The organism is Phaeobacter sp. PT47_59 (assembly GCF_028890025.1).
GTDB lineage: Bacteria > Pseudomonadota > Alphaproteobacteria > Rhodobacterales > Rhodobacteraceae > Phycobacter.
In genome coordinates this window covers 1-14,857 of record NZ_JARCJL010000015.1, presented here as the reverse complement: position 1 = coordinate 14,857, position 14,857 = coordinate 1, and the positions used below count along the sequence as shown (strand labels likewise).

Genomic DNA, 14,857 nt, shown 5'->3' with positions numbered 1-14,857 from the left:
CGTCAATACGCGGGGCTTGTGCATTCCAATTGCGTTTTATGCGTGTTTAAGGTGATAAACGCGCATGACAAAATCACTGCCATCCACCGACCGTTCACTGCCGATTGCCCTGTTGCGGGCGCGTGAACGTGTCATGGGTCCGATTCGAGCGCTCTTGACCGATGCCAACCTGACCGAACAGCAATGGCGTGTGTTGCGCGTTGTGCAGGAAAGCGGGCCGACGGATCCGACCCAGATCTCGGAAGAGGCCTGCCTTCTGTTGCCCAGCCTGACCCGCATCCTGCAAAAGCTGGAAGAGAAAGAGCTGATCAGTCGCAGCCGGGATCAGGTCGACCGGCGCCGTCAGGTGGTGACGATCACCCCGGCGGGCGAGCAGATCATCGATGACAATATCGATGCCAGCATGGCGTTGGTCGAGCGGACCCGCCAGAAGATGGGCGAAGAACGCTACGAGGCGCTGCTGGACCTGCTGAACGATCTGGACAAGATCGAACTTTAATCCGGTTTGCGCAGGAAGACCTGCACATCGGCCACATTGGTGCCGGTGCCCCCGGTCATCACCAGGGCATCCGCAGCCTTCAGGGCGGCGTAGCTGTCGTTATTGGCCAGTAGCGCCTCGGGATCCTGCCCGGCGTCGCTGACTGCGGCCCAGGTTTCAGGGGTGACGATCCCTCCTGCCGCATCGGTCGGGCCATCGCGCCCGTCGGTGCCACCCGACAGGAAGACCCAATCCCCGGTCAGGCGTTCAGTGCCAAGCTGTGCCACCCGCAAAGCCAATTCCTGATTGCGCCCGCCAAGGCCAGTGCCGGTCAGCCGCACGGTGGTTTCGCCGCCAAAGATCAGCGCCACGGGTCGATCCGACGGGGCTTTGTGTGCGGCCTCGATCACCGCTTGGGCGGCCTCTGCCACATCGCCGGTCAGGTGGTCGCTGACAATCTGCGCGTCCCACCCGCTGGCTGCGTCTTCCATGGCGGCAAGGCTGTGGCGGTTCGACCCGATCAGGATGTTTTCTGCACTCGGCAAATCGACGGGTTCTTCGCGGGCAGACAGGTGAGCCTTTACCGCTTCTGGAGCGGCTTCCCAGATGCCGACGCGCTCCATCACGGCGCGGGCCTCTGACCTTGTGCCGATGGGCGACACCGTGGGCCCCGAGGCGATGGCGCGCAGGTCATCGCCGATCACATCAGACAACAGATAGGCGGTGACCGGTGCCGGTGCTGCATGGCGCAACAGCCCGCCACCCTTCAGATCCGACAGCTGCTGGCGGATCAGGTTCATCTCGTTGATTTCAAGCCCCGAGGCCAGCAGTAGCCGCCCCACCTCGGCCTTGTCCTCTAGTGTCAGCCCCGATGCAGGCGCGACCATCAGCGCCGATCCCCCACCCGAGATCAGCGCGATCACCCGGTCCTGCGCTGTGGCACCTGCCAGGAAGTCGACCACGGCCCGCCCGGCGGCGGCGCTGGCCTCGTCCGGGACGGGATGACTGCCTGCGATCACCTGCGCTCCGGGAAGGGTGCAGAGGTTTTCCGGGTTGGTCACCACAAGGGCCGCGCGCGGCTCGGGGATCTGAGCCAAGGCTTCGCGCATCATCGGGATGGCGGCCTTGCCCACCGCAAGGATCAGGCTGCGGCCGCCTTCGGGCAGGGGCGCAAGGGGCGCCTCGGCAAGCTGACGGCGCAGCGCAAGGGCCGGATCTGCGCGCTCCACGGCGGCGGCAAACAGCGCAAGCGCGGTTTTGCGAAGGTCACTCATGTCTCTTTCCCCCGGCTGGCAGCGTGACCCGATCAATGCCGGGATGTTATCGCTAAACTTGGTGGGTCTTCTGCCTGAAAGACGCGGGCAAGGTCAACCGCCGGGGCGGGGGCGGAGATACCTTTGCGGTCCTCCGGTGGTGATCTGATCCAGCGACAGGGTGTGATCGGCGTTCTTCATCCGGTGGCGCAGCATGGTGCGTGTGAGGCGGGCAAGATCTGCCTGCAGGGCGGGATCACCGGCCACATTCGCCATCTCCCCGGCACCGTGATGATCGAACAGCAGGGGCGGCAGGTTGGCGGCGAATTCCACCAGGGTGAAGCGATCATCGCGCAGGATCGCGAGCGCGGAATTCGACAGATCAAGGCCAGGCATATCGCCCGGCGCATCGGGCTGGGCGAAATCGAGTTCGGAATAGGCATGGCTGCGCCAGCCATCAGGTGTTTCGCCGCGCAACAGCGGCAGCAGCGAGGCGCCGTCCATCGCATTGGGGATCTCCTGCCCGACCCAGTCCAGAATGGTGGGGGTAAGATCAATGGATTCGGTGAAGGCATCGACCTGGGATCCGGCGCGTGCGGCGTTGCCAGGCAGGCGGATCATCAGCGGCGTGCGATAGGCCGCATCATAGACCGAGAACTTGCCCCAACTGTGCCGGTCGCCCAGCATCTCGCCGTGGTCGGCGCTGATGATGACGAGCGTGTCGTTCTCCTGGCCGCTGTCCTTCAGGAACTGAAGAACACGTCCGATATGGGTATCGACCTCAGATGCAAGGCCCAGATAGATCGCGCGCAGGCTCTGTACCACGTCGTCGCTGGCCTCCAGATCCGGGAAGCCCATCACGGTTGAGGCGGGCGTGACCGCATCCATCATCGGGCCAAAGAACGGGTGCATTGCGCGCTCGGCCTGCGGCTGCTCCAGGCGGCTGGGCAAGGGCAGGGCGGCCGGATCATACATATCGTTGTAGGGCGCGGGCGCCACCAGCGGCGGATGCGGGCGAATATAGGTGAGATGGGCAAACCAGCTTTGATCGGCGTAGGCGGGCATGGTGGCCAGGAAACGATCGGTCAGGAAGGCGGTGTCGCTGTCCTCGGCCCGGTAGGGGGCGGGATCGTTGAGGCGGGCGGGACCGCCGGTGGGAGAGACCGGCCTGTAGAGATCCCAGTAGTCCTCGAAGGCATAGCCCTTGCTCATCAGGTACGAGCGCCACGGGTAGGACATCTCCAGCCGCATCTCCAGCATCTCGTGGAAATCGGCCATGTGGTATTCATAGGTCTGCACCGCCGGATCATTGGGGTGGTGCACGCGCGGATCTCGGGAGGTGTCGGTATAGCCGAACAGCATCGGCAGGTAGCCGCATTTGCGCATCTCGCCCGCCAGGGTCGGGGCATCATGGCGCAGGGGCGTGCCATTGCGCACCGATCGGTGGTTCATCGCATATTGCCCGGTCAGGATCGAGGCGCGCGAGGGTCCGCAGGGGTTCACCACCGTGTAATTACGGTCAAACGTCACGGCGGTTTCCATGAAGCGGCGCAGGTTGGGCAGCTCCACATGCGCCGCCAGCGCGCCGCTCAGGCAATCGGCTCTCAACTGATCGATGAGGATGAACAGAACGTTCTTGCGGGGGCGGGGGGATGAGGCCATGGCGCATCTCGTTTTGACTGTCTGTCGCCAGATAATCTTGCCGCGTCGGCTTTGGGAAGGCTTTTCTCGACCACACAATCCTGTGAGATATGACCGGTTATCTGTGGGTTTTTGTGGAAAGGTGTGGAATCTTCCCCCATATTGAAGCATCAAACCCGTCTTCTTGCCCTGTCGAGGTCGAATTCCGTGTCGTCCACTCCCCGATTGTCCCGCCGTGAAGGTGAGCTTGTCGAAGCCCTGCAACGCCTTGGCGGATCGGGACGCAGTGCCGAATTGGCGCGGGTGCTGGATGTCTCCGAGGAGACGGTGCGCCGCACGGTCAAATCCCTGGCCAAGGCGGGGCTGGTCGAGCGCGTGCATGGCGGTGCTCATCTGACCGGCGGCCAGGCGGGGCAGAGCTTCTTTCGCCGCATTGGGGAAAACCGGGCAGAAAAGCAGCGCATCGCGCAGGCGGCGATCGGTCGGATCAGGGATGGCATGACGGTCTTTCTGGACGTCGGCTCCACCACTGCCTTTGTGGCAGAGGCGCTGAGGCAAAGGCGGGACCTGACGGTGGTGACCAATTCCATCGGCGTGGCGCAGACACTGGCAAGCCACAATGGCAACCGGGTGCATCTCCTGGGCGGGGAAATGCAGAGCGACGAGCGCGGAACCTTCGGCCCCGTGGCCGAACAGCAGGCGGGGCGGTTTGCCTTTGATGTGGCGGTGCTTTCTGCCGATGCGCTGTCGGCCAAACACGGGGTTCTCTACCACAGCGCGCCCGAGGCACATCTGGCTCGGGTGATCGCCGAGGGGGCCGAGGAGGTGCTGCTGGTGTCGACCCATGGCAAGGTCGGCAGGACCGCCCCGCATCGCGGACCTGTGCCGCAGATGCTGGATCTTCTGCTGATCGATCAGCCCCCGGGCAAGAAGCTGGCAAAATCCCTGGCCGATTGGGGGGTCGCGACAGAGATCGCCCCTGAGGCAGATCAACAGACCCCATAAAGGAAGGCAGAGATGGCGATATTGACCTTTCTGATCAGCCTGGCGGGGGCGACCATGCTGCTGCTTTTTGCGGTGCGTATGGTGCGCACCGGGATCGAGCGCAGTTACGGTGCCTCCTTCCAGCGGCTCCTGACCGGGGCGCGCAGCCCTGTTCAGGCGGGCGCGGCGGGCGTTGGCCTGGCGCTGGTGCTGCAAAGTTCGACTGCGGTGGCGCTTTTGGTGACCGGGTTTGCCGCCAGCGGCTATCTGACCTTTCCGACCGGTCTGGCCATCGTGCTGGGCGGTGATCTTGGGTCGGCGCTGATCGTGCAGCTCTTGTCCTTCCGGCTGGATTGGCTGGTGCCGGTGCTTTTGGCGGTGGGCGGCTACCTTTTCGTCAAGACGGAGGCGAAGAAGCCGCGCCAGTTGGGGCGCATCCTGCTGGGCGTTGCCTTCATCCTGATTTCATTGCGGTTCCTGCGCGAGGCGATGGACCCGATCCGCGACAGCGCCTTCCTGCCCGCGATCGCCGGGTATCTGGCGCGCGATTACATCACCGCCTTCCTGGTGGGGGGCGCGCTGGCCTTTGTGATGCATTCCTCGGTGGCGGCGATCCTGATGTGCGTCACATTGGTGCAGATCGGAGCGCTGCCCTTTGCCGCCGGCCTGTCGCTGGTGCTGGGCGCCAATTTCGGATCTGCCTTCATTCCCGTCTGGCTCAGCCGGGGCATGGCAATCGGCGCCCGCCGCATTCCCTTTGCCAACCTGTTCCTGCGTGGCAGCTGGGCGGTGGTCTGCCTCTTTGCCTCCCATGCCGTCATGGGGGCTGGTCTGCTGGGCGATCCGCAAGGCGGGCAGATGCTGGTTTATGCCCACCTGGCCTTCAATGCATCGCTTCTGATCGCGGCACTGCCTGTCTACCGGCCGGTGCAGGCCATGATGGCGCGCCTGTTGCCGGAACCCGCAGCTCCGGAGACGGAGGGTCCTGGGCGTCCGGCCTCTGCGCTGGTGCCGGGCGATTATGCCTCTCCCACCCTGGCGCTGACCAATCTCAAACGAGAGCTGCTGCGCATGATCGATCTGATCGACACTATGTTCCGCCCCCTGCCGGATCTTTACCGCAGCGGTGATGCGGCGCAGATCAAGGCGGTTCAGGCGCTGGATCAGGAGGTGAACGCCTGCCTCTCCGGCATCCGTGCCTATGTGGCGGGCATCCCGGAAGAGGCGTTTTCGCGCGCCCAGCTGAAAACGGCGCGGGACCTGGTGGAATATGCGATCCGCCTGGAGACCGCCGGTGATGTGGCCGCCGCGCGGCTGTCGGCGCTCGCCGGGGAGCTGAATAAGAAGGGGCTCAGGTTCTCGAAGGATGGCTGGTCAGAGATCGTCTGCCTGCATGAGGCGATCGCAGACAACCTGCGGCTGGCCTCCAACGTGCTGATCTCGGACGATCTGGAAAGCGCGCGCCTGTTGAACCTGGAAAAAACCGAGGTGAAACGCATGGAGCGCGACAGCCGCAAACGCCATCTCAAGCGCCTGCAACGGGGGGTGAGCGAGAGTTTCGAGTCCTCCGATATCCATCTCGAAACCCTGCGGGCGCTCAGAGAGTTCAACAGCCATATTGCGGCGGTCTCCTATCCGGTACTCTATCAAAACGGCCAGCTGTTGGAGACACGGCTGATCGAAAAGATGAAGCCGGAGCCGGTGAGCTGACCCGAATGGCCGCAACGCCCGCTTTTGGATCCCCGTTCTACCCCATCGTCCTGAAAGGCATTGAACCGCAGTGAGCCCCTTTGTCATTGTTATCGTTCTCATGGCGGCGATGCTGCACGCGGTGTGGAACGCCATCGTTAAAACGGCCGAGGACCGCACCACCATGCTGGGGCTGGTGGCGCTGGGCCATGTGATCCCGGGCGCGGTCATGGTGGCCCTGCTGCCACTGCCCGCAGTGGAAAGCCTGCCCTATGTGGCGGCCTCCACCTTGGTGCATTTCGGCTATTTCTACATGCTGGGGCGCGCCTATGCCCATGGCGACCTCAGCGTGGTCTACCCCATAGCCCGGGGCATCGTGCCGGCATTGGTGGCGCTATGGGCGATGCTATTTGCAGGGGAGGTTCTGCCGCCCCAGGCCTGGGGCGGGATTGCGCTCATTGCCTGCGGTATCCAGCTCAGCAGCTGGCAGGCGCTGAGATCCGGTGTGGGGCGCGCAGCGCTGGGCTATGCTGTGGGGACCGGGATCTGCATCTCGGCCTATTCGCTGATCGATGGGCTTGGCGTGCGCCTGTCCGGGAATACCCTCAGCTATTGGGCCTGGGGCGCGTTTCTTCACTTGTTTGTGGCTTCGTTCATCGGGCTGCGCAAAAAGGCCAGTCTGGGTGCAGTGCGCCCGCGCAGCTGGATTATTGGTATCGGCGGCGGGTTCGTGTCGATGACGGCCTATGGGCTGGTTCTATACGCCAAGACCTTTGCTCCCCTGGGGGCGGTGTCGGCCTTGCGCGAAACCTCGGTCATCTTTGCGGCGCTGATTGGATTCGTTTTCCTGCATGAAGGCAACTGGATGCGCCGATTGGGGGCTGCTGTGCTGATGGCAGGTGGGGTGGCTCTGATCGGAACGTCTTTGTGATGGGCATCACGGCACCATCAATGCCTAATCTGTGGGCAGGGGCGTTGACGCAGGCCAGAGCGGCGCGCAAACTGCTGGCTGTCACGGGTCTGCCGTGGCGAATTCAAATCAAGGTAAACTTGGGCTTTCGGGAGATTTTGGACCGATCCGGCCGCCGTGGTGCGGCATTCTGGCCTTATCAAAATTTGAAACTGTCACTGTCGGCCAAGATAGACCGACCGCAAGCTTTTGTTACGTAAGACAACGAAAATAAAAACACGATCAATAACCCCATAGGGAGAACCATACCATGACTGCAAAACAAAACGTTACCCGGCGTTCCGTGCTGAAGACGGCGGGCGCCGCCGCGCTGGCCGCGCCGCTCTATTCCAAAAGCGCGCTGGCCTCGTCGGGTGAAGTCAACATCCTGATGTGGTCGGACTACCTGCCGCCCTCTTTCCTTGAGGCCTTTGAGGCCGAGACCGGCATCAAGGTGAATTACACCGGTATCGGCTCGAACGAGGAAATCATCAACAAGATGAAAGCGACCAAGGGGCAGGGGTTCGACATCGTGTCTCCCACCAACAACCGCTCGCTGCAGTGGGGTCCGCTGGAGCTGTTGCAGCCCTTCGACATGAGCAAGGTCAACATCGACGCCGTGAACCCGGCAATGGCCAAGATCGGCACCGACGCCTGGAACTTTGCTGGCAAGGGGTCGCACTGGCTGCCGCATATCTGGGGCACCGAAGGTATCGCTTACCGCACCGACAAATGGCTGCCCGCGGGCGATGCGCCCTCTTATGGCGATGTCTGGAGCGAAGAGAACGCCGGCAAGACCATGGGCCGTGCCCATTCGATGATGCTGGGCGCCGGTCTTTACATGGAAGCCTCGGGCGAGATGGAGCCGGGCTCGGTCTGGGCCGCCTATGAGAACGAAGAGACCATGCGCAAGGTCTGGGGCCAGATCACCGACTGGTGCGTGGCGCGCAAGGACCGGATCAAGCTGATCTGGAATGATGCAGACACCCAGAAGAACGGTCTGCTGAACGAAGGCGTCGTGGTTGGTCAGACCTGGGACGGCCCGCCGCTGGCGCTGAAATCCGCAGGCGAGCCGGTGCACTATCAGGCCCCCGTCGAAGGTGCCATGGCCTGGGTCGACGGCATGTCGATGCCGGTTGGTGCGCAGAACGTCGAGCAGGTCTATGCCTTCATCGAATTCGCCTACCGCAAGGAGCCCGCGGGCGTTGCCATCGACAGCCACGGCTACAACTCGCCGGTTCTGGGCGCCGATGCCTATTCGGGCGATACCTACAAGAAGAACTTCGCCGAAGCCTATCCCGGCGACAGCCTGGCCAATCTGAACCCCTGGCCGGCCGAGGCGCCCTGGTACGCAGACGTGCGCACCGAGTTCGTCAACAAGTTCAAGAGCGCCTGATCCGCGCGCCTGACACCGAACTGGCTTCCCGGTGACACCGGGGAGCCAGCCACGCGCCTCAAGCGGCGCAGGATGCAAACATCAATTGAACGGGTGCAGCGGGCACCGGCCAGTGGCGTGCCACCGGGCTGGGAGATTGCGCCCCGGGGAGTGACCACATGACTGCTGGGGTCGGCGTAGATCTGGAAAACCTCTGGATCCGATTTGGGGATTTCGTCGCGGTGCGCGACGCGAACGTAAAGATCAACGGGGGCGATTTCTTTTCCTTTCTCGGCCCCTCGGGCTGCGGCAAGACCACGATCCTGCGGGCGGTCTCGGGGTTTCTTGACCCCAGCGAGGGCCGTGTGCTGATCGGCGGCAACGACATGAAGGGCATCGGCCCCAACAAGCGCCCCACGGCGCTGATCTTTCAGAACCTTGCGCTGTTCCCGCTGATGAAGGTCTGGGAGAACATCACCTTCTCGATGGAGATCAAGGGCGCCTCTGCCCGTGAACGCCGCAAGCGCGCCGATGAGCTCCTGGACATGATCGCGCTGCCGGGGCAGGGGGACAAGCTGCCGTCGGAACTCTCGGGCGGTCAACGCCAGCGGGTCGCGATTGCCCGTGCCCTATGCGCCGAGCCGGACGTGCTGCTGCTGGACGAACCCCTGTCGGCGCTGGATCTGAAGCTGCGCCAACACATGCGCACCGAGCTGCGCGAGATCCAGCAACGGGTCGGCATTACCTTCATCTACATCACCCACGATCAGGGCGAGGCGCTGACCATGTCCGACAATATTGCGGTAATGCGTGCGGGCGTCATTGACCAGATCGGCGATGGCAAGACCGTCTACAACGATCCCTCCACCGCCTTTGCGGCGTCCTTTGTCGGGGAAAACAACGTCTTTCGCGGCAAGGTCAAGCAGGTCTCGGGTGACACCGCCCTGATCGCCACCAACCGTTCGGGCGAGCTGTTGGCGCGGATTTCCACCGCCAATCAGGGCAAGATGCAGCCCGGTGACGATGCCATGCTGTTCATCCGCCCCGAGGCCTTTGCCCTGGCGCCTGCGGGCACCACCGGCGATCATTTTGTCACCGCCACCGTCACCAACGAGGAATTCGAAGGCAATGTCTTCAACATCTTCATGGAGGGCGAAGGCGGCAAAGAGCTGAAGGTGTCCCTGCCTAATCTTGGCCAGTCTTTCGACAGCCACAAGGGCCAGCCGATGACCCTGCAATACGATGTCCAGAACGCCGTGGCCCTGCCCGCAGGCGAACTGGCGACGGAATAGGGGGCGGATGTCATGCCTCGTTTCCTGAGGGAATTCTTCAATCGCAACGGCGTCGGCATGGGGTCTTTTATGCTGGGGCTGGTCCTGTTCTGGACCATTGGCCTGATCATCCTGCCGCAACTGTCGATGCTCGACTTCTCGTTTAGGCCCAACCTGCCGCCGCCAGAGATTGGCGGGCCAAAGGATGTCTATACGGTCGAGAACTACAAATACCTGATCTTCGGGCCCGAGGGCGGCAGCCAGGACTATAACGCGGTCGATCTGCGGGTGTTCTACCGGACCCTGATCGCAGCCGTCTTCGTCACGCTGTTCAACCTGATCCTGTGCTACCCGATCGCCTATTACCTGGCGCAGACCAAGGGCAATCACATCCGCATCTTTGCGCTGATGCTGATCATCCCCTACTGGATCAACGAGATCCTGCGCGCCTTTGCCCTGCGGATCATCTTTGGCGAAACCGGGGTTCTGAACAACGCGCTGGTGGGCCTCGGGATCTTCGACACGCCCTTTGACTTCATCCGCAACGACATCGCGCTCTATGCGGGGCTTGGCTATGCCTATATCCTGTTGATGATCTTCCCGATCTACAACGTGATCGAAAGCCTGGATCGCAACCAGATCGAGGCGGCCCGCGACATGGGCGCCAGTTGGCCGATGATCCACCGCCGCGTGGTGATCCCCTATGCCAAACCCGGTATCAGCTCGGGCTGTACCATGGTCTTCATGCTGTCGGCGGGGGCCCTGGCGCCGCCGCAGATCCTGGGTGGTCCGTCCTCCTTGTGGTTCACGCAGCTGATCTATCAGCAGTTCAATGACAACAGCGACTGGCCACAGGGCGCGGCCTATGCGGTGGTGCTCTTGGTGACCTGTATCCTCTTGGTTCTGGCGGTGATGCGCCTCTTCAAGGTGAACATGGGGGATATCGGCAAATGACCTCCTTCTCCTTCATGCGCGTCAGCATCTGGGTCTATCTGGCGATCTTCTTTGCCTATCTCCTGGGTCCCCTGGTGATCATGTCGATCACCGCCTTCAACAGCCCCGAGTTCCCCCGCGCCACCCCGTGGGAGTGCCTGACCTTCGAGTGGTTCTCGGCGCTGTTTCAGGACGAGCGGATCCTGAACGGGATCAAGAACTCGATCCTGGTCGGGGCGGGCACGGTGGTGCTGTCGGTGGCAATGGGTCTGGCGGGGGCGCTGATGCTCACCCAGATCTGGCCGAAACTGCGCGCGACCTATTACACCATCATCATCGCGCCGATCCTGATCCCCGGCGTGGTCATCGGTATTTCGACGCTGGTGTTCTGGGACCGCATCAACCGGATGGTGGGCCTGGGGGCTGACAGCTTCCTGTCGAACGGGCTGTTCCTGACGGTGATCGGCCAGTCCACCTTCATCGCCAGCTATTGCATGCTGGTGCTGGTGGCACGTCTGCAGCGCTATGACACGGCGCTGACCGAGGCGGCGCTGGACCTGGGTGCCACCCATGCGCAGGCCTTCCGCAAGGTGCTCTTGCCGTTCATGAAACCGGCGATTGCCTCGGCCGCAGTTCTGGCCTTCCTCGCCAGTTTCGAGAACTACAACACCACCACCTTTACCTTTGGCGAATACCCGACCCTGACCATCGAGCTGGCGCAGAAGGTCCGCTATGGCATCACGCCCGCGATCTCGGCTCTGGCCTTCATCATCGTGGTGCTGACCGTCTTTGCCGCGCTGTTCAACGAGGCGAACCTGCGCCGCAAGGATCTGGTCGCGGCGGCCCGCAAGGACGCCACGGTCGAGGAACTCGAAAGCGGCAAGTTCCGCGTTCCGGGCTTCCTCAGCTCCAACTGGGCGGCGGTCGCGCTGGTGGTGATGGGGTGCGCCACGGTTGTGGTTGTGGGCACCGCCACGGTCTACAGCCCCGCGCAGTGCATCGCCAACGTGCAGGAGCAAAAGCGCATCGAGACCGAGTTGCGCATCCAGGAGCTGCGCCAGCGCCGCGCCGAGGAAGCCGCCCGCAAGGCTGCGGAAGAGGCCGAAACCGCGCCGAAACCGCAGGCAGCACCTTCGGGCAACAACTCCGGCTTTGGCGGGGTCTTCAGCCCCAACGCCCTGACCGGTGGCAGCGAGGCAGAAGAGGACAGCAAGGCGCCCGAGGCGGAGGACAAGAGCAACTCCGGCTTTGGCAATGTCTTTGCCCCCAGCAGCCTGAGCGGTGATTGATCCCGGGTTATGAGGCTGGAACAAGGCGGCCCAAATGGGCCGCCTTTTCATATGCAGATCCCAGTCAGTGTCCGTGCTACAGGCTGATGGCAGTCCCAAAAAGGAGCGCTTGCCATGATTGCCTATGTGACCGTCGGTGCCGATGACATTGCGCGCGCCAAACGGTTCTACTCTGCTGTCCTGCCAGCCCTTGGCTATATCTTGAAGGAGGGGCCGGAGGGATTGAGCTATGCGCTGCCCGTCGCGCCGGGCCAATCGCCGACCTTGCCTGATTTCTATGTCAAACCGCCCTTCGACGGCAGACCGGCCTCGGCTGGCAACGGCTCTATGGTTGCCTTTGAGGCAGAGAGCCAGCAACAGGTGCGCGCCCTCCACGCCGCGGCCCTAGCTGCAGGTGGCTCTGACGAGGGGCAGCCAGGTTTTCGCGCATCCTATGGCCCTCGGTTCTATGTCGGCTACCTGCGCGATCCGCAGGGCAACAAGATCGCGTTGTTTTCCAGCAACCCGGCTGAGCCCGGGCGGGATGGCAAGTGAATCTCTGCGGGCGCCACCGAGGACATGCGCTTCCGCGTGATCTCTGCGCCCTCCACCCGGGGAGATCGGGACGACGTCCGGGGCGCGATATATGTCAGAACAGGGGAACGGAGGGTGCCCGATCGGCACGCTCCGCCCATGACTACGTGTCTCAGCTCAGGAACTCGTCCAAGCCGCCGACGACCAGCGTGACTGTCGCCTCTGATGTGGCGCCTTCGGCGTCGGTGATGCTGTAGACGAAACTATCCTCCAGCACATCCCCATCGTTCAGCGCCTGGATGTCCGCCGCTGCGGTGGGATCATAGGTGATCAGCCCGGTGTCGGCGTCATAGGACAGGCTGGCGCCATTGGCGCTGACGGCTCCGTCGAGTGAGAAGACAAAGCTATCGCCATCAAAACCCGTGTCATTCGACAGAAGGTCCGATATCTTGATCGTGGCTATGCTGTCCTCTGTCGCATAGGGGTGATTGCCCCCAAAGATCTGAGCTTTGATGCCAATAGTGCTGTCTTCATTGCTGTACCAGCTAATGATGAAGCGTCCATCATTGAGAGGAGCAATAGAACTATAGATTTGATGGTAGTGTTCGCTTTCGTTAACGAGAACGCTTTCTGTCGCGGGGGTTCCGTCTGCATTGTAGACTTGGGCGTAGGTACCCCCTCTTGATGAGTCTGGCGCCGACCAAGTCACCACAAACTGTTCCGCAGATACCCAGGTTACATCGCCATTGTCGGCGTAGTCTGTTGTGCCTGCAACAACAGGTCTATAGAACGTAAATTCTTCTGAAGCTGCGGAGCCATCGGGGTTGAAAACCCTTCCAACCATCCGTGCTTCAATGCCTGCATCGGTGGAGATTTCTCGCCAAGTGACAACAAAAGATCCGTTTTCATTGGCGGAAACCTGGACATTGGACAGGGCTCCCAGATTCGCATCTATTGTTCGAGTGGTAAGTTCGAGATTGGTTACGACTTCCTGACCGCTATTGTCGAAGATTTCGGCCTGAACAACGGTTGTTGATCGTCCTGCTCCGATAGTACCCGTAGCCCGTAGTGTTATGAATCCACCGGTCTCAAGCGCTTCAACAGAGACGCCCTGCAGAGCTCCTTGGCCAGGAAAGTCATCAAGATCCATTGCGAATGACTGTCCCAACATATCGCCATTTGGGCTGTAGATCCTGCCGTCAAATCCAGAACGCGTCTCGTGGGCACCTGATGGGTAAGTAGTGCCAATAGAGGTGACCAAGATATTGCCGTTGCTCAATCCGGTGACCCTGAAGCTGGCAAAATCATCCCCCTCAGAGTTGACCAAGGAGATTTCACCGGTTCGGGGAGATCCGTCTGCGTTGAAGATCCGCATTGTTGAACGGGTATCCACATCGGGGTTATTGGAGCCGTTCGTTCGCCAGGCCAACGCAAAGCCGCCATCTTCAAGTTCGGTCAACTCGAATTCATCCAGTCTCCCACCTGCGTCCTCATTGGCGAGGAACAGCGATCTGACATCGTTCCCTTTTGCATCCACGACACGGACAGCGACGCCAGTTTGGCCGCCACTATTGGCTTTCCAGGCGGAAACAAAGCCGCCGTCTTTACGCGCGACAACCTGTGGGTGAGGCGAGGTGGCAACCCCGATCCCAGACAGCGTGAACTCACCTTCTCCCTCAATAGCTTGTAAATTTGAGGGAGCCCCGGTCAGGCGATCATCGATTGCATTGGGGACGGTGATAGGAACTCCATCTGTTCCACCGACCGTCAACGTCACCGATGCGGTATCCGTGTTTCCGTTGGCGTCGGTCACCGTGTAGGTGAAACTGTCCTCCAGGGTCTCGCCCGTCCCAAGGGCCTGCACCTCGGCGGAGGCGGTCGGGTCATAGAGAACCTCGCCGGTTTCCGCGTTGAAGGTGATTTCGGCGCCAAAGGCGCTGGTGGCGGACACATCCGTCACGGTCAGCTCGGCACCGGTGTCATTGGCAAGCAGCTGGTCAATCGAAATCAGCGAAGCGGTGTTTTGATCCGTAAAGGCTCTTTCGGCCAATTCGCCATTCCCGTCGAAGATGCGAATGGTTGTGTCATGGTCACCGGTCTCTGGATTGAGGTCTTGTGAGATGATGGCGAAACCACCCTCCGGCAACGCAACGATTTCAATCTCTCTATGGTGCCCGCGCTCACCGTCCGGGTCGATTGCGATCTTGTCCGTCAGCGGCTGCCCCTCGGCATCAAAGATGATCACATAGGGAAAGCTGATGTACTCGTAGGTTCCCGGCACCTTTTCCGCTTCATTCCAGATCACAGCGAAACGCCCATCATCAAGCCATACCTGTTGCAGATCCTTGAAGTAATTGTGTTCAAGATGTCCCGTCAGAGCCTCTTCTGGCATGGTGTCGACGATCTGTGAACGGCGGAGCAATACTCGGCCACGGTAGCGACGGCATAGTGTTGTCGCGGGCGGCGTAAAAGTCGTCCACTT

General features: G+C 61.7%; 12 protein-coding genes. 9 read left to right on the top strand and 3 right to left on the bottom strand.

Annotated features, from left to right (window positions below; translation table 11 throughout):
• Positions 1-64: 64 nt before the first annotated feature.
• Positions 65-499 (top strand): homoprotocatechuate degradation operon regulator HpaR, encoded by a 435-nt coding sequence (gene hpaR / locus PXK01_RS14030; RefSeq protein WP_274860583.1) that lies wholly within the window; start codon positions 65-67, stop codon positions 497-499.
• Here the strand turns inward: hpaR and PXK01_RS14025 are convergent.
• Both PXK01_RS14025 and PXK01_RS14020 read right to left on the bottom strand, forming a co-directional pair.
• Positions 496-1,752, bottom strand: coding sequence for a glycerate kinase type-2 family protein (locus PXK01_RS14025; RefSeq protein WP_274860582.1), 1,257 nt, complete (start codon positions 1,750-1,752; stop codon positions 496-498). The genes hpaR and PXK01_RS14025 overlap by 4 nt on opposite strands.
• Positions 1,753-1,845: 93 nt before the next feature.
• Positions 1,846-3,393 carry a sulfatase-like hydrolase/transferase gene (locus PXK01_RS14020; protein WP_274860581.1) on the bottom strand — a complete coding sequence of 516 codons (1,548 nt, stop codon included), beginning with the start codon at positions 3,391-3,393 and terminating at the stop codon, positions 1,846-1,848.
• A gap of 186 nt (positions 3,394-3,579) precedes the next feature.
• Between PXK01_RS14020 and PXK01_RS14015 the strand changes: the two genes are divergently transcribed.
• From PXK01_RS14015 to PXK01_RS13980, 8 genes are all read left to right on the top strand, one after another.
• On the top strand, positions 3,580-4,377 hold the full coding sequence (locus tag PXK01_RS14015) for a DeoR/GlpR family DNA-binding transcription regulator (protein WP_274860579.1): 798 nt from the start codon (positions 3,580-3,582) through the stop codon (positions 4,375-4,377).
• 12 nt (positions 4,378-4,389) lie between these two features.
• Positions 4,390-6,066, top strand: coding sequence for a Na/Pi cotransporter family protein (locus tag PXK01_RS14010; protein WP_274860578.1), 1,677 nt, complete (start codon positions 4,390-4,392; stop codon positions 6,064-6,066).
• Between the two features lie 70 nt (positions 6,067-6,136).
• Positions 6,137-6,976, top strand: coding sequence for a DMT family transporter (locus tag PXK01_RS14005; protein WP_274860577.1), 840 nt, complete (start codon positions 6,137-6,139; stop codon positions 6,974-6,976).
• Between the two features lie 289 nt (positions 6,977-7,265).
• On the top strand, positions 7,266-8,390 hold the full coding sequence (locus PXK01_RS14000; protein WP_274848125.1) for an extracellular solute-binding protein: 1,125 nt from the start codon (positions 7,266-7,268) through the stop codon (positions 8,388-8,390).
• 158 nt (positions 8,391-8,548) lie between these two features.
• Positions 8,549-9,661, top strand: coding sequence for an ABC transporter ATP-binding protein (locus tag PXK01_RS13995; RefSeq protein ID WP_274848126.1), 1,113 nt, complete (start codon positions 8,549-8,551; stop codon positions 9,659-9,661).
• A 12-nt stretch (positions 9,662-9,673) separates the two neighbouring features.
• Entirely contained in the window at positions 9,674-10,594 is a 921-nt protein-coding gene (locus PXK01_RS13990) for an ABC transporter permease (protein WP_274860575.1), read from the top strand.
• Entirely contained in the window at positions 10,591-11,862 is a 1,272-nt protein-coding gene (locus PXK01_RS13985; RefSeq protein ID WP_274848128.1) for an ABC transporter permease, read from the top strand. The genes PXK01_RS13990 and PXK01_RS13985 overlap by 4 nt, the downstream gene beginning before the upstream one ends.
• 114 nt (positions 11,863-11,976) lie before the next feature.
• Entirely contained in the window at positions 11,977-12,396 is a 420-nt protein-coding gene (locus tag PXK01_RS13980; protein WP_274848129.1) for a VOC family protein, read from the top strand.
• A 151-nt stretch (positions 12,397-12,547) separates the two neighbouring features.
• Here PXK01_RS13980 and PXK01_RS13975 read toward each other — a convergent pair.
• Positions 12,548-14,857 (bottom strand): Ig-like domain-containing protein (locus PXK01_RS13975; RefSeq protein ID WP_274860574.1); only part of this gene is annotated, 2,310 nt, incomplete at its 5' end.

Excerpts from the sequence above, each read along its gene's own strand:
- hpaR (WP_274860583.1), top strand. The coding sequence starts at position 65 with ATGACAAAATCACTGCCATCCACCGACCGTTCACTGCCGATTGCCCTG.
- PXK01_RS14025 (WP_274860582.1), bottom strand. The coding sequence starts at position 1,752 with ATGAGTGACCTTCGCAAAACCGCGCTTGCGCTGTTTGCCGCCGCCGTG.
- PXK01_RS14020 (WP_274860581.1), bottom strand. The coding sequence starts at position 3,393 with ATGGCCTCATCCCCCCGCCCCCGCAAGAACGTTCTGTTCATCCTCATC.
- PXK01_RS14010 (WP_274860578.1), top strand. The coding sequence starts at position 4,390 with ATGGCGATATTGACCTTTCTGATCAGCCTGGCGGGGGCGACCATGCTG.
- PXK01_RS14000 (WP_274848125.1), top strand. The coding sequence starts at position 7,266 with ATGACTGCAAAACAAAACGTTACCCGGCGTTCCGTGCTGAAGACGGCG.
- PXK01_RS13995 (WP_274848126.1), top strand. The coding sequence starts at position 8,549 with ATGACTGCTGGGGTCGGCGTAGATCTGGAAAACCTCTGGATCCGATTT.
- PXK01_RS13990 (WP_274860575.1), top strand. The coding sequence starts at position 9,674 with ATGCCTCGTTTCCTGAGGGAATTCTTCAATCGCAACGGCGTCGGCATG.
- PXK01_RS13985 (WP_274848128.1), top strand. The coding sequence starts at position 10,591 with ATGACCTCCTTCTCCTTCATGCGCGTCAGCATCTGGGTCTATCTGGCG.
- PXK01_RS13980 (WP_274848129.1), top strand. The coding sequence starts at position 11,977 with ATGATTGCCTATGTGACCGTCGGTGCCGATGACATTGCGCGCGCCAAA.